We start from the raw sequence: 19393 nt of genomic DNA on the forward strand, positions 1-19393 counted from the left end.
GCCCAGGGTTTTCTGTCCGCCGCTGACCGCCAGCCGTCAGAACCGATATCGCACGTCCAACGTCCCCGAGTTCTGACGGTTGCCTTGACCAAACTGGCCGCCGTACACCACGCCGACGGTGGTGCGCTTGCTGACCTCGATTCCCACGCCCAGCTCGATCACCGCCGCGTCGCGGGCGATGGGCGCGCCGGTGGCCGTGAACGATTCGCTGCCCTGCACGAAGGACAGCGTGCTGGCCGGGTCCAGGTCGCCAAACGCATGGCGCCAGCCGAGCGTTCCGTGTACGTGGCCGAGAGCACCGGCGCTCTCGAACGTGGTCAGCGCATGCAGGCCCAGCGTCGTGGTGGTGACCTTGTTGCTACTGCTTTCGCCGCGCAGCGCCGCATCACCGCCCGATTCCGAGAAGCCACGCGTGCGCAGGTCGCTGTAGTTGGCGGCGACGAAGGGTTCCAGCGTCACGCGGTCATTCAACGGCACGGCATAGCCGACCTCCGTGAAAACCTGGCCCGTGCTTGCGCCGTAGCTGGCTTTCAGCGTCTGGTCCAATCCCGCGCCGGCCGTGCTGCGTTGGGTGCTGACATCGTGCCAGGTGTACGCCGCGCCCAGGCTCAGGTTGAGCTTGCCCGCGCCGGCCTCGAACGCCTTGCCGCCGTAGACGGTGACGCTGTAGCTGTCGGCTTCCGAACTGGAAGCGCGGTCGGCGAGGCGGCTGCGGCTGTCGGTGTAGCCCAGCGCGCCGCCCAGACGCCAGCCGCCGCCGATGGCGTGATCGCCGCCGATGGTGACACCGGCATCCGACTGCGTGGTCTTTGCGGCGTTGCCGTTGCCGTCCAGCGTGGTCCAGTTTCCGAACACCTGCGTCCACAACGGCTGTGCGGCCGAGCGGGGCAGGGCGGACGCGTCGCCCAGGCCAAGCTGCGCGGTCGGCGTGCCGGGCATCCAGCCGGCGTTCAGGTTGGCGCGCAAGCGCGTCAGCGGCGCCTGCGTGAAGGTGGCGGCTGTGTACTGCAGGCCGGACATCGTGCTGGCGTGCGCTTCACCGGACAGGGCATTGAAGGCGGACTCGGGAGCGCCATTCGGCAGGTTCAGCACATGCCGGAAGAGCGCGCTGTTGGCGGGCAGGCTTTGCAGCGCCCGCGCCACGGCGCGTTGATTGCCCGAGACGGCCGCGTCGGCGAACTCGATGGGACGCGTGCCGCCGTCGCCGCCGCCATTGCCTCCGCCGTTGCCGTTATCGACGGGCACTTGCTTGAGGTCCACGACCAGATTGACCTGGTTGGCGCCGTACGACAGCGAGGGCGTCAGGAAGGCGAGGTTGCTGGAGACGGCGTCGAATTGGCCGCGGACCCCGCTGTCCGCATTCAGGATGGCGTACGTGGTGGACGGCGCATAGTTGCCGTTCTGCGCAAGCTGCACCACCGTGCCCGCCAACGTTGCGGTGCCGGCAGCGCGCACGCTGCTGCTGAGGCCACTGGCATCCGTGGCGACACGGTAGGCCGCGCCCGGCTTGAAGTTCAGGTCGCCGGTCAAGGCCATCTGACCATAAGGCGCCGCGGCATTGCCCGGCGCCAGCGTGGCGCCCGAGCCGACGGTGACGGCATTCAGCGTGCCCGTCCCGGTCAGCGTCGTGCCCGCCGCGGCTTGCACGCGGCCGCCCAGCTTGCCGTCGACCTGCAGCGTGCCCGCCGACAACTGCGTCGTGCCGGTGTAGGCGCTGCTGTCGCCTGAGAGCGCCAGGGTGCCCGCACCCAGTTTGCTGGTCGCGCCCGCGCCCGACAGCGCGCCTGCGTAACTGAGATCGTCCGCGCGGTTGAAGACCAGGCCGGCGTTGTTGACGATATTGCCCGCGATAGAGCCGGCGGTGCCGCCATCGCCAATCTGCAGCGTGCCCGCGTCGATGGTGGTGACGCCGCTGAGCGCGTTCTGGCCGGTCAGCACCAGCGTGCCCGTACCGGACTGGCGCAATGCACCCGCCCCGACGATGTCGCCGCCGAAGACCACGCGGTCGCTGCGCTTGAAGGCCAGCGTGCCGCCGCTTTCGATCTGGGCAATGCCGGCAATGCTGCCCGAGACCGCGCCATCGCCCACCTGCAAGGTGCCGGCCCGTACGGCCGTGCCCCCGCCATAGGTGTTGTTGCCGGTCAGCACCAAGGTGCCCGCGCCAAGCTTGGACAGCGTGCCGTTGCCGGGAAGGTCTTGATCGATCGTGAAGGTGTTGCCCGCATCGGCAATATCAAACCCGCCGCCGGCGCCGTCCAGGCTGATGACCCGGTCGGTGTTGTGGAAGGTCGTGCCGGTCACCTGCAGCGTGCCGCCCCGGAACTCCAGCGGGACAAGCGGCGCACCGAGGCTGGCGTCATTGGACACGGACAACGTGCCCGCGCTCAGGCGGGTGGCCTGGGTGTAGACGTTGGCGCCGTTGAGCACCAGCGTGCCATATCCCGTCTTGTTGATGCCCGCGCCGGTCAGCACGTTGTCGATGGTGGCCGTCCAGGCCATGGAGGGCAGGCTGCCGTCGCCCACGCGCACTTCGCCCAGCGCGCCCGTCATGGCGCCGGCCACTTCCAGCTGGTCGCCGATCAGGTGATACCCGTCGCCGGCGAACTGGATGCCCTTCGCCGTAATCGCGCCCGCCGTCGCGTCCACCGTGACCGTGCCCGCATCACCGCCGAAAATGGCGAAGGCATCGGCTGGCTGGCGCGAAGCGGTCAGGCTACCGTTGGCGTCGGTCCAGTTTGCGTTGGTGCGCGACCAGACCCCGGAACCGCCGCCCAGCCGGGAGGGGCTGGCCAAGCCGTTGGCGTTCCAGAGATTGAGTTCCAGGCTGGCGGTATTGATCAGGTTGATCTGCTTGCTGGTGGTCAGGGTCTGGATCGTCTGACCCGCCGCGCCAGGCAGTATTCCGCCGTTCGTCGTGGACAGGGTTCCCGTGTAGTCGAACAGCCGGTACAGGCCCAGGCCAAAGCCGCCGCCATCCAGGGCATTCAGTTGCACGCCGTGGAGATTCAGGTTGCCGACGACAGTCACGCTGCGCCCAACGCCGCGCGAGGAGCCGATTCCCGGCGCCCCGAAGGTGAAGTCGGCCTGGCTGCCCTGATTCATGGTCAGGTTGCCATTGATGGTAAATATGCCGCCGGGTTCGCCGGGGGCGAGGCTGCCGCCGGCCGCGACGCCGACATTGCCGTTGACGACGCCGGCACCGCCCAGCGAGGCGCCGCTGTCCACGCTGATGTTGCTGCTGACACTGGCTGCCGAGTGAGAGGTGTCGCCGCCGATGCGCAGCGCGCCGGCCGTCACCAGTGTGGAGCCGGTGTAGGTATTGGCGCCGTTGAGCGCCAGGGTGCCGGCGGTCGACTTGACGATGCCTCCCGTGCCATCTATGACGCCCGCGTAGGCGCCGCTACCGACGCCCAGCATGTTGGCGCCGATCGCAACCCTGCCGCCGTTGCCTCCCAGGGATCCAATCGTCGGAGGCGAGGAGGCGGACACGTCGAATGTGCCGCCCGTATTGACGGTGACCGCCGAGTTGGCCGCCAGTCTGCCGGTTGTCCCAAGCGCCAGGACACCGCCGTTTACGGTCAGGCCGCCCGCGAACGTATTCGAGCCGTTCAGGGTCTGCTGTTCGGAACCCGTCTTGATCACCGCGCCGGGTCCCCAGATGACACCGGAATAGCTGGCGGGCGAGGCGCCATTCAGCGTCAGCGGATTCGCACCCAACTGGACGCTGCCGCCGGTTCCTTGCAACGCGCCCAACGTTTGGCTGCCGGCAGCGCTCAGGTCCAGCATGGCGCCGGATTGCACGGACACCAGGCTTGCCGGGAGGCTGCCCGTCGCACCGAGTGCGAGGGTGCCCGCTGTGACATTGGTGGCGCCCGCATAGGTATGGGCGCCGGTCAGGGTTACCGTGCCAGCGCCTTGTTTGGACAGGGAGCCAGTACCCGAAATGTTGCCCGCGTAAGTGCCGTTGTTAGCCTGCGAGAACCTCAACAGGCCATTGGCGGTGATGTTGCCTTGCAGGCTGTTGGTGGTGCCCACGAGCGTCTGAGAAATCCCGACGGAGGTGCCGCCCAAATAGTTGTTGCTTCCGCTCAGGGTGACCGTGCTGGACCCGGACAGCGTCAGTGCGCCCGCACCGGACACGACGCCAGTCAGTGTTAGCAGGTTGCCGCTCTGCAAGGTCAGACCTTGCGCGCCGAGCACGAAGTTATTGGCCAGTGTCAAGTCGGCGGTCGTGCCAATGGCCCCGCCATTCGCGCTGACCGTGCCCGTGCCCAGCACGGCGTTGTTGGCAATGTGGACCGCGCCGCCGTTCAATTCGACGTTTCCGCCATTGGCCAGAGGACCGTCCGTCAGATACCAGGAGCCGCTGTTGACGCGCAAATTCTGGAAGTTGATGTAGGCGCCGCCGGAAATGCCGGTGACTGCACCGCCCGTGCCGCTGCCCGTGCCCGCCGACGGCATCACGTTCTGCAGCACCAGCGTATTGCCTCCACCCGCGCCGCCATCGACTTCTCCGGGTGGTGCAAAGCGCAGATCCGGGTCGGAGGCCGCGGTCAGGTCCAGAGTGGCGGCGCCGGCGCCGCGTGTCACCGAAGAACCGGATACTGCGGTGAAAGTATTGTTTCCGCCCAGGCCTAGCGATACGCCGCCCACGATGGTTCCGGCATTGACGAAGCTATGGCCTGTTCCAGGAGAGCGGGACTGTTCGAAACCTATGCGGCCGGTGATTGCGCCAGTGTTCACGAAGCGCACTTGACCGCCACCGGTCGCGGCAACAACGGGAATGTCCGGCGACGCGACCGAGACCCCTATGAGGGGCGCGCTTGCGATGCTGCCTTCATTGGTCAGGGCGCTGACTCCGCCCACCCCGTTCTGGACGGACAGCGCCATACCTTGCAGGCTTGGCAGGACGCCTCCCGGCCCCGTGCTTCCGCCGAGCCGGCCCGTTGCCGAATTGACGAAAGAAATGGACTGGGTGGTCGCATTGCCGATCTGCAAGCCGCCTGCAACAGCGACGATGGGATTGCTGAGCAGGGCGGGGTCAATGGTGCCGCTATTGGTAACCGTCGCATTGCTGCCGGTGAGAGACATCGACCAACCGCCGGAGCCTGTTGGGCGAGACACGCCGGCGCCCGATGCCACCTGGACGATGAGATTGTCGTCGGGGCTGGAAAAGTTGGGAAAAATCGGGTTGGGCTCGCCGGAGCATGTCACGTCCACACCCGTCTGTACGCACGCGGCTTGAACTGCCGAGCTCAGCACCGACAGGCCGATCGTCAGCGCGAGGCAGAGCGCCTTGGGAGGCGAGACACGGGACAGGGCGCCCGACGAGGAAGAGCGGCCTGCCCGAGACTGCGAGGCGAATTCCGACGCCGCTTGCCATACCCGCAACTTGCGGTTCCATACGAGCCGGTAGATGTGATTCAAGACAAGTCCTCCTCGATGCGCCTGATACGGCGGGCCGTCGGGCAGGCGGCCGGCGCGCTGGCAGCTTCACGCCAACGCGCACATGCGCGGATTCGCGAAACCTGTGTGAATTAGTTTCGGAATAGTAACCGCGAGTGAGTAAAAGTACTTGGTCTTGCGTGGTAAGGAGGCAAAAAAGGGCGCCTTGCGCGCCCCTTTCTCAATTCACCACGTAATTCTTCGCCTCGGCCTCGCCCGCCCACTTGCGCAGCGCGCCAATGAACTCCGGGCATACGTTGCCGTCGACGCTGGTGTCGGTAATGACGCTGTCCTGCATCCGCATCAGCACCTTGCATTCATAGATGCGCGTTCGGTTGGCGTAGTGGCCGGTGCTGCTGTTCTGGAACACCGGCGTGGCCGCCGTGGTGTTGGTGGCGGGGATCATGCCCACGACCTGCTGGCTGGTGCTGTCCACCACCCACTCGGTGTAGGGGGCGGACTGGTAGTCCGACCATTCCAGTTCCATCGTGTTGCCGACCGCCCGGATCTTGGACGGCTCGCCCAGCGCCGCGATTGCGTCGTTGATGGAGCGGCCCTCCATGTTCTTGGCCACGTTCACGCTGGGCGAAAACGACAGGCCCGATTTGAAGACCTGGCTGAGCGAGGGCATCGTGGAGCTGCCGCCCGTGGGCATCGGCGCGCATCCGGTCAGTCCCAGCGTGACGAGCAGGCCGGTCAACAGAAGGAACTTTCCGCGGTTTTGGTTGGAATGCTGTGTCGGCTTCATGGTGTGTTGTCCAGGCTCCCGGGTGGCAGGTCCCTCGACAGGCGAGGACACGGCGCGGATTGTTTCTGTTCGTGACGGGGCTGCCGGTGATTGGCGCCCGTGGCGGCAAAATGCGCGGCCAAGACTAGGACGGCCGGCGCCAGAAAGTGCGACATTTTTACCGAAAAAAGGGGCCGGAGTTCGCAAGCCGACCTGTGAAATTTGTTACCTAATATGCCGACAGAGTGGCTTCATAGAGGGACGGAACCCTGGAACCCTGGGCTAACATCGTTCCCGCCCAATCCACTGGACTTCACGACGATCATGCCCGCTCGCTTTCAATTCCTGATCCGCGCCGCATTTGCCGCCTTGGCCCTGGTGGCGGGGCTGGCCTTTCCCTCGGCGCACGCCGCCGAAAAGCTCTACGGCGGCATCGCCACCGACGGCAAGCACTCCCGGATCTTCTGGGTGTTGCCCGAAACCGATGGCAAGGCCGCCGAAGCCGCTGCGCTGGCCGAGTGTCGCAAGGCCGGCGGCAACGGGTGCAAGGTGTTGAGCTGGTTCTCCGACAGCTGCATCGTGTACGCGCGCAACTCCGTTCAGAATCTGTACCCGGGCAACAGCGTGTCGCCCGAAATGGCAGCCAAGAAGGCGATCCGGCGCTGCACGGCCGCCAGCCCCGACGGCAAATGCCAACTGACCACCATGCCGGTATGCGTGGGCCCGGGTTACAGCGCCGCCGACATGCAGGCCCCCGTGAAGGCCACGCCCGCCGATTTGGAGCGCCTGTCTTCCAAGCTGGACCAGCGGGGATACTGGGGCGCCATTGCCGAAGGCGAAGACGGCGGACTCGTCTATGCAGACGGCTACCCCAACGAGAACGATGCGCTGTCCCAGCTGCTGAGTTGGGAAGATTGCAAGGGCTGCCGCAAGGTGCTGACCTACACCGATAGCTGCGTGGGCATGGCTTGGCCCAAGGGCGCCGAGGGGCGCGGCACCCGCTTCACTGTGCTCAATCCCGATCCGAAGACGGCTCGAGATGAATCGCGCGCCACCTGCACCGCCAAGACCGGCAGCCCGGCCTGCGTGGCGATGGTGCGTTGCTCCGGCCGCCCGTACGTTGACGGCTACGCCGGCGAGGATGAAAAGCCGAGCTGATCTGCCGGCGGGCGTGAACTAGAGAACGGGCCGATGGGCCCGTTTTTGTTTTTGCTCCCATTATTTTCACATTGCGTATCGGTATTTGTTGGGGTTGCCAGGCGCACCTATTCTGTTTTTACACAACACGGAACGGTGCAGCACATGACCACAATCGAACGTACCCGGCTGGATATCCGGCCGCTTTCCGTCTTCACGGGCGCGGAGATCCACGGTGTGGACCTGACGCAGCCGCTGACGGCGCATGAAGTCGAACAGATCAAGGCCGCGCTGCTGCGGTGGAAGGTCGTGTTCTTTCGGGACCAGCACATCGACCATGCGCAGCACCTGGCGTTTGCCTCGCGGTTCGGACGTCCGACGTCCGCGCACCCGTATGACGCAAATCCGCCGGAGGGCTTTCCGCAGATCCGGACCATCTCGTCCAAGTCAATCACCGGGCGCCGCGGCGAGCGCTGGCACACCGATGTGACGGGCGTGGTCAATCCGCCGGCCGGGTCGATCCTGCGTGCGGGACATCAGGTTCCGGCTTATGGCGGCGACACGATTTTCACGAACCTCGTGGCGGCCTATGAACATCTGTCTCCGGCGGTGCGCGCACTGGCCGACGGCCTGTGGGCGCGGCATCAGTTCGGTGGCTACAACGGCGACTTCGATAATCAGACGGTCTATGCGCAGCGCGTTCAAGCCAGCCCGCTGGTGTCTGAGCATCCCGTGGTGCGTGTGATTCCTGAAACGGGCGAGCGCGCCTTGTTCGTGAACCCGGGATTCACCCGCCGCATCAAGGACGTCACCGAAGAGGAAAGCCGCCATCTGCTGAACCTGTTTTTCGACGAGATCACGCGGCCCGAATACACGGCGCGTTTCCGCTGGGAGCCGGGCAGCATCGCGTTCTGGGACAACCGCGCGACCGCGCATCAGGGGCCGGGAGATTTCGCTTACCTGGACGCGGAACGGGTGCTCTATCGCATCACGCTGGAAGGCGAGGTGCCCGTGGGCATCGATGGGCGGCATTCGACCGCTGTGCTGGGCAAGCCGTTTGGCGCGTTCGGCGTCGAGCGCGGCGCGCAGGCGGGAGCAACGGCATGAGCATCAAACGCAAATCGGCCGTGCGCGCGGGCTTGGGGTTGGTTGCCGGAGTTGTGCTGGGTGCAGGACTGTTGAGCAACTTCGCGGGCTCGGCGCCACTGCCGGGCGAGGACGTCAACCGCTATCCGAACCGCCCGGTAAAGATAATCGTGCCCGTGTCGGCGGGCGGCAGCGCGGACAAGCTGGCGCGCACCGTGGCGCAGAAGCTGGGCGAGAAATGGCAGCAGAGCGTCGTCGTCGAGAACCAACCGGGCGCCAGCAGCGCCATCGGCAACGCGGCCGTGGCGCATGCAAAGGGCGACGGCTACACATTGCTGCTTGGCGGCGATGCGTTGTCGCTGAATGCGTTGCAGCCCGGCAAGCTGCCTTATGATCCGGTGCGCGATCTGCAGGGGGTGACAAAGGCGGTCGTCAACCCGCAGTTGCTCGTCGTGCGGCCCGGGCTCGGCGTCAAGACCTTCCAGGAGTTCGTGGCGCTGGTCAAACGACGGCCCGGCGAAATCTCGCTAGCGTTGCCCGGCGGCACCGGCAGCCTGCAGCATCTGGCCGTCGAACTGCTCAACGAGCGGATCGGCGCCAAGACCAACCAGATCCCGTATCCCGGTGGCGGTCCTGCAACGCTGGACGTGCTGGGCGGTCATGTGGACGCGATGCTGATCACGCTGGCCGCGGCGACCGAGAACGTGCGTAATGGGAAGCTGGTGGCGTTGGCCGTCACCACGCCGTACCGCTCGAAGGCCTTGCCGGATGTGCCGACGATCCAGGAGTCCGGCCTGCCGGACTACGTGGTGGAGAGCTGGCAGGGTTTTGCGGTGCCGGCGTCGACGCCACGGGCCATCGTGGACCGCATCAACCGCGACGTCGTGGCCGTGCTGCGCGAACCCGATACCGCGACGCTGCTGGAGAACCTGGGGTTCACCATTGCAGCCACGACGCCGGAAGCGGTGGACCAGACAGTGCGCGAGGACATCGCAACCTATCGCAAGGTCATCGCGACGGCGGACGTGAAGCTCAAATAGCGCCTGCGACGCGCCGCATATCCATATCTGAAAGCATTCATTGTCTTGCCGCCGTGCGGCATTCAGCATGGAGATTCTTCTACTGCTGATGACTTCCGATATGGCCATTCACAAGACACCGGGCGCGGCCCGGACTGCATTCACCCTGGCGCTGGCGCTTGCCGCCGGCGCCGCGCACGCCGATGCGACGCTCGACAAGATCAAGGAGCGCGGCACGGTCACGATCGGCGTGCTGGCCAACGGTGGCGTATTCGGATCGGTGGATCCGGCAACCCAGCAACTGGTGGGCTGGAATCCGGAGCTGGCGCGGCAGCTCGCCAAGGGCCTCGGCGTCACGGCCGAGCTGGTGCAGGTTCAGACCGCCACGCGCACCCAATTCCTGATCTCCGGCAAGGTCGATCTGCTGATCGCCTCGATGGAACTGAACCCCGAGCGCGCCGAGATCCTGGGATATGCGCCCACGCCTTTCTTCAGGGTGGGAGGCGCCGCCGCTACATTGAAGACCAGCGGCATCGCCAAGTGGGAAGACCTGCGCGGCAAGCCCGTGTGCGTATCGCAAGGCAGCAGCTTCGCCCGTCCGCTTGCGGCCGACTACGGCGCCGTGATCAAGGGCTACAAGAGTTCTTCGGATTCGCTGCTGGCGCTACGGGGCGCCCAATGCGTGGCGGCGGTGCATGATTCGACGCTGATCCGCCCGCTGCTGCGCAGCAACCCGGAGTGGGCGGAGTATCACGCACCCATCGCGACCGAGGTGCTGCCTGCCAACTCCGTCGTATGGACACGCAAGGGCGAGACGGACACGATCGCCGCCGTCGACGAGGTGATCCAGGACTGGCATCGCACCGGCTGGCTGATCGGCACGGAGAAGCGCCTGGGCATCGAGCCGCCGCAGCCGCTGCTGCAGGAACTCAATGCCAAGTTCAAGCAGGGCAGCTGAGCGCCGCGACGCATCGACGCAGCAAAGGGAGGCGGGCGCATGATCGAAACGGTATTGCAGGCGTGGGTGAGCTTTTTCCGGCCGCTGGGCCTGAACTACACCTTCGTGCTGGAGCCGGCGGAGCGGTCCGCCTTCGCGCACGGTCTGCTGGTGACGCTGCAGCTCTGCGCGTGGACCATACCCGTCAGCCTCCTGTCCGGCGTGCTGATCGCCGCGGGGTTGACGAGCCGCCGCGCATGGTTGGCCCGGCCCCTGCAGGCCTTCGTGGAAGTCACCCGCAATACGCCCACGCTGGTGCAGTTGTACTGCGCCTTTCTGGTGCTGAACATGCTCATCACGCAGAAGCTGGGCGGGGCAAGCCCGATTTCGCCCTTCGCTTGGGTTGTGGTCGTGGTGGCCCTGCACAAAGGCGTGTTCCATGCGGAAGCGCTGCGCGCGGGCATCGAGGCCGTGCCGGCGGTCACGCTGGAGGCCGCGCGCTCGCTTGCATTCTCCAGCCGCCAGATATTGACGCAGGTGCAATTGCCGCTTGCGCTGCGCTTTGCGCTGCCCGCGCTGGTCAACAACCTGGTCGATCTGGTGAAGATGACGGCGATCGCCTCGGCGATTGCCGTGGGAGATGTGACCTATGAGTCCATCATGATCTGGTCGTACCGCGACAACGTGCTTGAGCTGCTTTTGCTGATCCTGCTGTACTTCGGCCTTTTGACATGGCTGGTGGGGGCGGGCGGGCGCTGGCTGGAAAATCGTTTGAGGATGCCCGGCTATGGCCAATGAGCTCGCGTGGAAGAAGCCGCAGCGTGAGGCGTGCCCGGGCGTTCTGATGGCGCCGCTGCGCGATCCCTGGTTAGTGCTGCTGCTGGCGCTGGCCGTGCTGGGCGTGACCTGGACGGCGACCGCCACCACGCCGGCGGCGGTGAAGCTGCTTTGGCATTGGGCGCCGGCCTTGCTGCGGGGCCTGGGAATGAACATCCAGCTCAGCGTTCTGGCGATGGCCCTGGGCACGGTGCTCGGGCTGTTCGTGGGTGCGTTGTCGTTGTCGCCGTCATCGTTGCTGCGGCGGCTCGCGCGCGGCTACGTCCTGGCCTTTCGCAATGCGCCGATTCTGGTGCTGGTGTACTTCACGACGTATGTCTTTCCGTTCGAGCTAAGCCTTGCTTCCTGGCGCGTGCCGTTTCCCGACTGGATCAAGGTCGTCATCGGATTGGGGTTGCCGGCCAGCGCCATCGTGGCGGAGATATTCCGCGGGGCCATTCAGTCGATCCCCAGCGCGCAGTGGGAAGCCGCGCAATCGCTTGCGTTCAGGCGCGGGCAGATATTCCGGATGATCGTGCTGCCGCAATGCGTGCGGCGCATGCTGCCGTCGTGGATGAACCTGTATGCCAGCATCACCATGAGCACATCGCTGGCCTCGCTGGTCGGCGTCCACGACCTAGTCGACACCGCCACCATCGCCAGCAATACGGTGAATCGCACCGATTTCACGATTCTGATCTATTTCACGCTGCTGGCGCTTTTCTTCGCCTATTGCTATCCCATCGCGCGTTGGACGCGCCACCTGGAGCGTCGCCATGCGCATCATTGAAACCGCCGCGAAGCCGGCTTCGCGGGCGCCGCTCGTGAGCCTGCGCGACGTCCATCTCGCCTTTGGCGACGCCGAAGTCCTGAAAGGAATCGACGTCGATGTCGGGCGCGGCGAGGCGGTATCCATCATCGGCCCGTCCGGGTCGGGAAAATCGACCATTCTTCGCTGCATCACCGGCCTGTTGCGGCCACAGCGCGGCGCCATCGACGTGGACGGCGTCCGTGTGGATGCCCTGACGACCGAGGCGCAGTTCATCGGATTGCGCAAGCGGGTGGGTTTCGTGTTTCAGCAATACAACCTGTTCCCGCACCTGAGCGTGCTGGAGAACCTGGTGATCTCTCCAATCAAGGTGGCCGGGCAGCCCCGCGGCCAGGCCGTGGCGCAAGCGCGCGAGCTGTTGGCAAAGGTGCGCATGGACCATAAGGAGAGCGCCTATCCGGGAGAACTGTCAGGTGGGCAGCAGCAGCGGGTGGCGATTGCACGGGCGCTGGCGCTGCGGCCGGAACTGATTCTGTTCGACGAGGTGACGTCTGCGCTGGACCCGGAGATGGTGGGCGAGGTGTTGACGGTAATCAGTGATCTGGTCGACGACGGGCTGACCTGCGTGCTGGTGACGCACGAGATGCGATTCGCCGAGGAGGTCAGCGATACCGTGTACTTCACCGAGGCTGGGCGCATCGTCGAGTCGGGGCCGCCGTCGCGGATTTTCGGATCGCCGGACAGCGATCGCACGCGGGCCTTTCTACGACGCTCGGCGGGGGCCGTGGCGCGCGTCAGCCAACCCGACCCGATTACCGAGTACCTGCGATTTGATCCCCTGCGTCTGGCAGTGTGAACTTCTGGAGTCGAGCATGAATCACCTCATTTCCCTGGTCGAAGGCCAGGCCCGGCTGCAACGGCCCAAGCGCATGGCGGTGCGCGCATGAGCCGCCGTCACGCGCACGTGGAGACTCGGCTCGTGCACGCCGGCTCGCCAGCATTGAAGGGCAGTTCGGGCCCGGTAAACGTGCCGGTGGTTCGCACCAGCACGGTCCGGTTCGCGGACACTGCCGCGCAGGCCGCATTGCAGCGGCGGCGCGCGGCGGGCGAGCGCGTCGCCACATATGGGCGGCATGGCATGGACACGCATCAGGCGCTGGAAGCGGCCGTGGAATCGCTGGAAGGCGGCTATCGCACGGTGCTGGCGCCGTCCGGCCTGTCGGCCATCGTTCTGGTCCTGCTGGCCACGCTGGCGCCAGGCGACCACGCGCTGGTGTCGGACAGCGTCTACTCGCCGGTACGCAAGGTCGACAAGTCCCTGCTGCAGCGCTATGGCATCGAGGTCGAGTACTTCTCGGCCACGCATGACGACCTTGAATCGCGCATCCGTCCCAATACCCGCCTGCTTTATCTGGAATCTCCCGGCTCGCTGCTTTACGAAGTGCTGGACCTTCCGGCGCTTGCGGCGCAAGCGCGCCGTCATGACGTGCTGGTCGCGGTGGACAACACCTGGAGCGGGGGCTTATATTGCCAGCCGCTGGCGCTGGGCGCGCACATCTCCATTCAGGCCGCGACCAAGTATCTGGCGGGTCATTCCGACGTCATGATGGGCGTGGTAACGGTTGATAGCGCCGACCTGGCCGCGCGTATCGGCGCGGCTTACGATGCGCTGGGCCTGTCCGTCGGCGCCGACGATGCGTACCTGACGCTGCGCGGAATCCGCACGCTGGACGTGCGGCTCGCGCGCCACCAGCAGAATGCTCTGCGCGTGGCCGAGCATCTGGCCGGTCATCCGGACGTGGCCCGGGTCTACTATCCCGCGCTACCGCAAGACCCGGGCCATGCGCTGTGGCGGCGAGACTTCAGCGGCGCAAGCGGGCTGGTGTCATTCGCCTTCGCGCATCCGGATCCAGCAACCGCCGCGCGCTTCATCGATTCGCTTTCCTATTTTTCCATCGGCGCTTCCTGGGGCGGATACGAGAGCCTGGCGCTCGAGGCCGTGCCCGAACGGCTTGCCGAACACAGCTACGGGCGGGAAGGGGATGCGGGCGGATCGGTGGTGCGGCTGCATGTGGGCCTCGAGAGTCCGCTGGACCTGATCGATGATCTTGAACACGCCTTTGCCGCCACGCGCGACCCCTTGCGCCGCAGTGCCTGAGCATATGCAAATGAGGTGCGCGCTTTAAGGCTTATGGCTATGTAGAAGCAATTACAACCTCTTTGTCCGGTTGTACCTCCGGGTACTATCATTTGCCCTGTTCCATCGCTGGCGGCAGGGCATGTCTTCTATTCTTTCCATCGAATCGGTACAACTTCCCTTTCTGTCGCATCGGCAGGAGGCGGTCCGCGAGTTCTACCAGCGGGTTATCGGACTGCAGGAGGTGGCGGGCGCCGACGATGATCGCCTGCGTTTCGCCCTTGGTGACGCGACGTTGTCGTTGTCGCCGGTTGAGGCTGTCACGCGCGCCATCAAACCCGACTACCTGGCCATCAAGGCCAGCGCTTACGACGACATCCTCTCGCGGCTCCGCCTGGCGGGCCATCATCCCGTCTGCTCGCTGCCCGATGTGCTGCCGCGCGTCATGTACGTGAAGGATCCGTCGGGCAATCAATTGGCCATCCTGGACTGAGGCGCGCAGCATGAACTTCCAGCAATTGCGATCGGTGCGCGAGGCCGTGCGCTGCGACTTCAACCTGACCGACGTTTCCGAAAGCCTGCACACTTCACAGCCCGGCGTAAGCCGTCAGATCCGCGAACTGGAAGAAGAAGTCGGGGTCGACATCTTCGTGCGGTCGGGCAAGCGGCTGATTGGTCTGACGCCGCCCGGCGAGCTGATCCTGCCGCTGGTCGAGCAGATCCTGCAATGCGCGGACAACATCCGCCACGCAGGCGCGGAATACGCGGACAGCCGGACGGGCGTGCTGTCGATTGCCGCCACGCATTCTCAGGCGCGCTATGCCTTGCCACCCGTCATCAAGGAATTCCGTCAACGCTACCCGGAAGTGGTCTTGCATCTGCACCAGGGATCGCCCAAGCAGGTGTCGGAGATGCTGCTTGAAGGCGAGGCCGACATCGGGGTGGCGACCGAGGCCGTGGCCGATTATCCGGGCCTGGTGAACCTGCCGTGCTACCGGTGGAGCCACAGCGTCATCGTTCCGCGCGGCCATCCGCTGGAGCGCCAGCACGACGGTGTCACGCTGTCGCAGCTATCGCGTTATCCCATCATTACGTACGGGCGCGGCTACACGGGGCGGGCGCACATCGACGAGGCCTTCGCGCGGGCCGGCATCACCCCCGACATCGTCATGACTGCGATGGACGCCGACGTGATCAAGACGTACGTCGAGCTTGAGCTGGGTGTGGGCATCGTGGCAGCAGTGGCTTGGGACGCCGAACGTGACAGCCGGCTGCGCGCCATCGACGCGCGGCATCTGTTCGAGATCAACCTCACGCGCCTGGCGATCCGCCGGGGCGCCTGGCTGCGCGGGTACGCCTTTCATTTCATCGAGATGTTCGTGCCCACGTTGACGCGCGAGGTCGTGGAGCGCGAGCTCAAGGGCGAGGGCTGATGCGCGGGCGAGCAGCGCGCGCTGCATATCCATAGACAGATTTTTACGTTGTCCGGTGCGGGTCCCGCACTTTAGGCTGGGCCACTCATCCTTCACCGATGCTGGATCAGACCATGGACAACTCATCGCATGCCGCAGTTGCGGCGCAAAGCAGTCAGCCCGAACGCACGCAGGCCGATCCCAAACACGCTGAACGCGCACACGCCGTGCGCGGCTTCATCGCCGAGGCCAGGCGGCTGATCCCAAACCCGGTTGACGCCACGCCGGCGCAACTGGAGGAAGTCGCCCAGAGGCTGCAGGCGTTTGGTCTGCGGCGCGAGCTCTTCGACCCGGAAACGTTTGCCGTGGTGCCGGGTCGCCCGACGTCGATCTACCGGCTGGCTGAAGACATCGACGGCGGCTACGCGCTTTACCTGTCGCTGGGCAACCCTGGCAAGGCGCAGCCCCCCCACGACCACACCACCTGGGCCATCATCGCGGGCGTCAGGGGCAACGAGCGCAATGAGGTCTTTGCGCGTTCGGAGAGCGCGGATCCTCAGCGCGATACGCTCAGCCACGTGCGGCGGGTGGACGTGGGCCCGGGCAGCTCGATCGCGCTTGGGCCCGCCGACGTCCACACGATCGAGCTGATCGGCAACGAGCCGGGCGCGCACCTGCATTTCTATGGCCTGGCGCTGGACCGCCTGCACGGCCGTGTGGTGTTCGAGAGCACCACGGGCGGCGCCTACCGCACGTTCTCACCGCCGGCCGCGATCTACCATGCCCGGCTGTCCGCGCAGGCCTTGCAGGATGCCTTGCGGGAACGGCAGGAGATCGCCGTGCTGGACGTGCGCGAGTCCGGCCGCTACGCCCGCCGTCATCTGCTGCATGCGGCATCGGCGCCCCTGTGGCGCCTGGAACTGTTGGCAGACCGGCTGGTGCCGCGCCGTGACACGCGCATTGTCCTGGTCGACGACGACGAGACCCTGGCGCACCAGGCAGCGGCCAAGTTGACACGGCTGGGCTGGTCGGACATTTCCGTGCTGGCGGGCGGCACGGACGGTTGGGAGCAGGAGGGCCGCGAGGTGTTCTCGGGCACCAACGTGCTCAGCAAGGCGTTCGGTGAGGCGATCGAGCACGAGAAGCACACGCCGTGGATCGACGTGGACGACCTGCATGCGCGGGTGGCGCGGGGCGACGATATCGTCGTGGTGGACAGCCGCACGCCCGAGGAATTCCATAACTTCACGCTGCCGTTTTCACACAGCCTGCCGGGTGCGGAACTGGTCTACCGTATTCGCGAGCTCGCGCCCGACCCCGGCACCTTCGTGGTGGTGAACTGTGCCGGGCGCACGCGCAGCATCGTGGGCGCGCAGACGTTGATCGATGCCGGCATTCCCAACCGTGTCGCGTCCCTGCGCAACGGCACGATGGAATGGCTGCTGTCGGGGCGGGAACTTGCGCATGGCCGCCACGCCGCGCTGCCGGAGCCCGGCCCGCAGGCTCTGACCGCCGCGCGCGAGCAGGCGCGCGACGTGGCGCGGCGTGCCGGCATCCGTCACATCGACGCGGCGACGCTTCAGGAATTCGAGACGGAGCAGGGGACTCGGACGCTTTACAAGTTCGACGTCCGTACGCGCGAGGAGTATGAGGCGGGGCACCTTGAGGGCTGGCGCTGGGCGCCGGGCGGCCAGCTTGTGCAGGCCACCGACGAATACCTGGCGACCCGGGGCGCGCGGGTGGTGCTTGCGGACTGGGATGGCGTGCGTGCGCTGACTACCGGGGCGTGGCTGGCACAACTGGGTGCCGTGGAGGTCTATCTGTATGAGCCGCCCGCGTTGGCACCGCAGCAGCGCGGCGCGGAGCCGGTACGCGTGCTGCACCACCGCCCGCCGGCCGCGGGTCTGCGCGTCGTGGCGCTCCTTGCCGCGCTGGATGCCGGGCAGGCCGTCGTGTTCGATGTGGAGTCGCGGCTCGCATATGAGCGCGGGCACGTGCCGGGCGCGCGATTCGCCGCGCCGGATCGGCTGGCCGAGTTTCTACCGGCGGATGATTCGCGCGCCATCGTACTGACGTCTTCGGATGGCGTGGTGGCCAGCGTGGTGGCGGCCGAACTCGCGCATCAGACCGGGCGGCCGGTGCAGTACCTGCTGGCGGGAACCCGCGGGTGGAAGGAACAGGGATTGGCGCTGGCTACGGGCGCCGACGGCGTGCTGACCGGGGACGACGATCAGGCCATCAGTCCCTATCTTTACGACGATCTGTCGGCGCGAGACCAGGGGTTCCGTGATTACCTGGATTGGGAACTTGGGCTGGTTGCGCAACTGGAGCGCGACGGCACGGCCGGCATCAGGTTGATCCCGCAGGCATAACGCGAACCGCCCGCCAGGCGAAAAAAAAGGAAGGCAACTGCCTTCCTTTTTCAATTCGCGCTTGCGGGATCAGCCCTTGATGAACGCCAGCAGGTCCGCGTTGATCACGTCCGCATGCGTCGTCAGCATGCCGTGCGGGAAGCCCGGGTACACCTTCAGCGTGCCATTCTTGAGCAGCTTGACCGACAGGCGCGACGCGTCGTCGATCGGCACGATCTGGTCGTCGTCGCCATGCAGGACCAGCGTCGGAACGCTGATGGCCTTCAGGTCTTCGGTCTGGTCGGTTTCGGAGAAGGCCTTGATGCCTTCGTAGTGCGCCTTGGCGCCGCCGATCATGCCCTGGCGCCACCAGTTGTTGATCACGCCCTGCGAGACCTTGGCGCCGTCGCGGTTGAAGCCGTAGAACGGGCCCGAGGCGACGTCCAGGAAGAACTGCGCGCGGTTGTCGGCCAGCGCCTTGCGGAAGCCGTCGAACACTTCGATGGGCGTGCCGCCCGGATTGGACTCGGTCTTGACCATCAGCGGCGGGACGGCGCTGACCAGCACGGCCTTGGCGACGCGGCCCTGCGGCTCGCCATGGCGGGCGACGTAGCGGGCGACTTCGCCGCCGCCTGTCGAGTGGCCGATGTGCACGGCGTTGCGCAGGTCCAGATGTTGAACCACGGCGGCGGCGTCCGCGGCGTAATGGTCCATGTCGTGGCCGTCGCTGACCTGGGTCGAGCGGCCGTGGCCGCGCCGGTCGTGTGCAATCACGCGATAGCCCTGGGCGAGGAAGAACAGCATCTGTGCATCCCAGTCATCGCTGGACAGCGGCCAGCCATGGTGGAACATGATGGGCTGGGCCGTCTTGGGGCCCCAGTCCTTGAAGAAGATTTCAACGCCGTCGGGGGTGGTGATCGTGCTCATGTCGGATTCTCCGGGGGTTAGTTGGACCGCAGAGATAGACTAGGGCCTTATGCGCCGCCGGGACATCCTACGCTGGGCTTGGCGCGTCATACAAAGGTATATGCAGGGTTTCGTGGCGGATGTGTCCAATACGCCACCACCTGCGATCACGCGGACTGGGCGCCTTGCAGCGCGTGGGCCACGCATCGCGCCATGGCTTCGCCGTCCACCGGCTTGTCCAGGTACGCACAGGCGCCCAGGGCCAGCAGCCGCTGCCGCGCCGCCTCGGTGGGGAAGGCCGTCATGAAGATCAGGGGAAAGCGTCGCCCGGCCGCGATCAGCTCGGCCTGGAGCTGATCGCCCGTCATGGGCGACATCTGCACATCGGTGATCATGCAGTCCGGGTCGCTGCCGCGCGCGTCGTTCAGGAACTCGGGTCCCGAGCCGTAGGGCCGGACCTCGTAACCGAGGGAGCGAAGCAGACTGCACAGCGCGATCCTGACTCCATCGTCGTCGTCGACCACCGCGATAGTGGGAGTGTGGTTCATGTAAGAAAATCCTTCGGGCCTGTCGGATCACGATACGCATCCGATGCCCGGCAGGTTCCTTTATGAACCTTTGCGACGGCCTCGAAAATCATACGGAGGTTTG

General features: G+C 65.9%; 15 protein-coding genes. 11 read left to right on the plus strand and 4 right to left on the minus strand.

Annotation, left to right across the window (positions count from 1 at the left end):
* Positions 1-36: 36 nt before the first annotated feature.
* Positions 37-5427, minus strand: a complete 5391-nt coding sequence (locus tag AC6LJW_RS17195; RefSeq protein ID WP_498087840.1) for an autotransporter domain-containing protein — start codon at positions 5425-5427, stop codon at positions 37-39.
* 199 nt (positions 5428-5626) lie between these two features.
* On the minus strand, positions 5627-6193 hold the full coding sequence (locus AC6LJW_RS17200; RefSeq protein ID WP_056561547.1) for a hypothetical protein: 567 nt from the start codon (positions 6191-6193) through the stop codon (positions 5627-5629).
* Between the two features lie 303 nt (positions 6194-6496).
* Here AC6LJW_RS17200 and AC6LJW_RS17205 point away from each other — a divergent pair, with 303 nt between their 5' ends.
* The 11 genes from AC6LJW_RS17205 (at position 6497) to AC6LJW_RS17255 (ending at position 17857) form a co-directional block, all read left to right on the plus strand.
* Positions 6497-7330, plus strand: a complete 834-nt coding sequence (locus AC6LJW_RS17205) for a DUF4189 domain-containing protein (protein ID WP_235512036.1) — start codon at positions 6497-6499, stop codon at positions 7328-7330.
* Positions 7331-7474: 144 nt separating this feature from the next.
* Positions 7475-8416, plus strand: a complete 942-nt coding sequence (locus AC6LJW_RS17210) for a TauD/TfdA dioxygenase family protein (RefSeq protein WP_056561545.1) — start codon at positions 7475-7477, stop codon at positions 8414-8416.
* Positions 8413-9435, plus strand: coding sequence for a Bug family tripartite tricarboxylate transporter substrate binding protein (locus tag AC6LJW_RS17215; RefSeq protein WP_056561543.1), 1023 nt, complete (start codon positions 8413-8415; stop codon positions 9433-9435). Before AC6LJW_RS17210 ends, AC6LJW_RS17215 begins: the two co-directional genes overlap by 4 nt.
* A gap of 100 nt (positions 9436-9535) precedes the next feature.
* Positions 9536-10372, plus strand: a complete 837-nt coding sequence (locus AC6LJW_RS17220; RefSeq protein ID WP_498087857.1) for a transporter substrate-binding domain-containing protein — start codon at positions 9536-9538, stop codon at positions 10370-10372.
* A 39-nt stretch (positions 10373-10411) separates the two neighbouring features.
* The gene (locus AC6LJW_RS17225; protein ID WP_498087841.1) at positions 10412-11149 is read left to right on the plus strand and encodes an amino acid ABC transporter permease; all 738 of its coding nucleotides are present in this window, start codon (positions 10412-10414) and stop codon (positions 11147-11149) included.
* Entirely contained in the window at positions 11139-11957 is an 819-nt protein-coding gene (locus AC6LJW_RS17230) for an amino acid ABC transporter permease (protein WP_498087842.1), read from the plus strand. Before AC6LJW_RS17225 ends, AC6LJW_RS17230 begins: the two co-directional genes overlap by 11 nt.
* Positions 11944-12792, plus strand: coding sequence for an amino acid ABC transporter ATP-binding protein (locus tag AC6LJW_RS17235; protein WP_056561535.1), 849 nt, complete (start codon positions 11944-11946; stop codon positions 12790-12792). The genes AC6LJW_RS17230 and AC6LJW_RS17235 overlap by 14 nt, the downstream gene beginning before the upstream one ends.
* Before the next feature lie 87 nt (positions 12793-12879).
* Positions 12880-14094, plus strand: a complete 1215-nt coding sequence (metC, locus tag AC6LJW_RS17240; protein WP_498087843.1) for a cystathionine beta-lyase — start codon at positions 12880-12882, stop codon at positions 14092-14094.
* A gap of 121 nt (positions 14095-14215) precedes the next feature.
* Positions 14216-14566, plus strand: coding sequence for a VOC family protein (locus AC6LJW_RS17245; RefSeq protein ID WP_427987988.1), 351 nt, complete (start codon positions 14216-14218; stop codon positions 14564-14566).
* A 10-nt stretch (positions 14567-14576) separates the two neighbouring features.
* Positions 14577-15506 (plus strand): CysB family HTH-type transcriptional regulator, encoded by a 930-nt coding sequence (locus AC6LJW_RS17250; protein WP_056561529.1) that lies wholly within the window; start codon positions 14577-14579, stop codon positions 15504-15506.
* Positions 15507-15619: 113 nt separating this feature from the next.
* A complete protein-coding gene (locus AC6LJW_RS17255) occupies positions 15620-17857 on the plus strand; it encodes a rhodanese-like domain-containing protein (protein WP_056566543.1) in 2238 nt (745 codons plus the stop codon).
* Between the two features lie 69 nt (positions 17858-17926).
* Here the strand turns inward: AC6LJW_RS17255 and AC6LJW_RS17260 are convergent, their stop codons facing one another.
* Together AC6LJW_RS17260 and AC6LJW_RS17265 are read right to left on the minus strand one after the other, a co-directional pair.
* Positions 17927-18763 (minus strand): alpha/beta fold hydrolase, encoded by an 837-nt coding sequence (locus AC6LJW_RS17260; RefSeq protein ID WP_056561527.1) that lies wholly within the window; start codon positions 18761-18763, stop codon positions 17927-17929.
* A 146-nt stretch (positions 18764-18909) separates the two neighbouring features.
* On the minus strand, positions 18910-19290 hold the full coding sequence (locus AC6LJW_RS17265; protein WP_427987991.1) for a response regulator transcription factor: 381 nt from the start codon (positions 19288-19290) through the stop codon (positions 18910-18912).
* Positions 19291-19393: the final 103 nt, after the last annotated feature.

This window comes from Achromobacter sp. 1012554356, assembly GCF_059760815.1.

Coding starts and splice junctions, on each gene's coding strand:
- AC6LJW_RS17200 (WP_056561547.1), bottom strand. CDS start 6,193: ATGAAGCCGACACAGCATTCCAACCAAAACCGCGGAAAGTTCCTTCTG.
- AC6LJW_RS17205 (WP_235512036.1), top strand. CDS start 6,497: ATGCCCGCTCGCTTTCAATTCCTGATCCGCGCCGCATTTGCCGCCTTG.
- AC6LJW_RS17210 (WP_056561545.1), top strand. CDS start 7,475: ATGACCACAATCGAACGTACCCGGCTGGATATCCGGCCGCTTTCCGTC.
- AC6LJW_RS17215 (WP_056561543.1), top strand. CDS start 8,413: ATGAGCATCAAACGCAAATCGGCCGTGCGCGCGGGCTTGGGGTTGGTT.
- AC6LJW_RS17220 (WP_498087857.1), top strand. CDS start 9,536: ATGGCCATTCACAAGACACCGGGCGCGGCCCGGACTGCATTCACCCTG.
- AC6LJW_RS17225 (WP_498087841.1), top strand. CDS start 10,412: ATGATCGAAACGGTATTGCAGGCGTGGGTGAGCTTTTTCCGGCCGCTG.
- AC6LJW_RS17230 (WP_498087842.1), top strand. CDS start 11,139: ATGGCCAATGAGCTCGCGTGGAAGAAGCCGCAGCGTGAGGCGTGCCCG.
- AC6LJW_RS17235 (WP_056561535.1), top strand. CDS start 11,944: ATGCGCATCATTGAAACCGCCGCGAAGCCGGCTTCGCGGGCGCCGCTC.
- metC (WP_498087843.1), top strand. CDS start 12,880: ATGAGCCGCCGTCACGCGCACGTGGAGACTCGGCTCGTGCACGCCGGC.
- AC6LJW_RS17245 (WP_427987988.1), top strand. CDS start 14,216: ATGTCTTCTATTCTTTCCATCGAATCGGTACAACTTCCCTTTCTGTCG.
- AC6LJW_RS17250 (WP_056561529.1), top strand. CDS start 14,577: ATGAACTTCCAGCAATTGCGATCGGTGCGCGAGGCCGTGCGCTGCGAC.
- AC6LJW_RS17255 (WP_056566543.1), top strand. CDS start 15,620: ATGGACAACTCATCGCATGCCGCAGTTGCGGCGCAAAGCAGTCAGCCC.
- AC6LJW_RS17260 (WP_056561527.1), bottom strand. CDS start 18,763: ATGAGCACGATCACCACCCCCGACGGCGTTGAAATCTTCTTCAAGGAC.
- AC6LJW_RS17265 (WP_427987991.1), bottom strand. CDS start 19,290: ATGAACCACACTCCCACTATCGCGGTGGTCGACGACGACGATGGAGTC.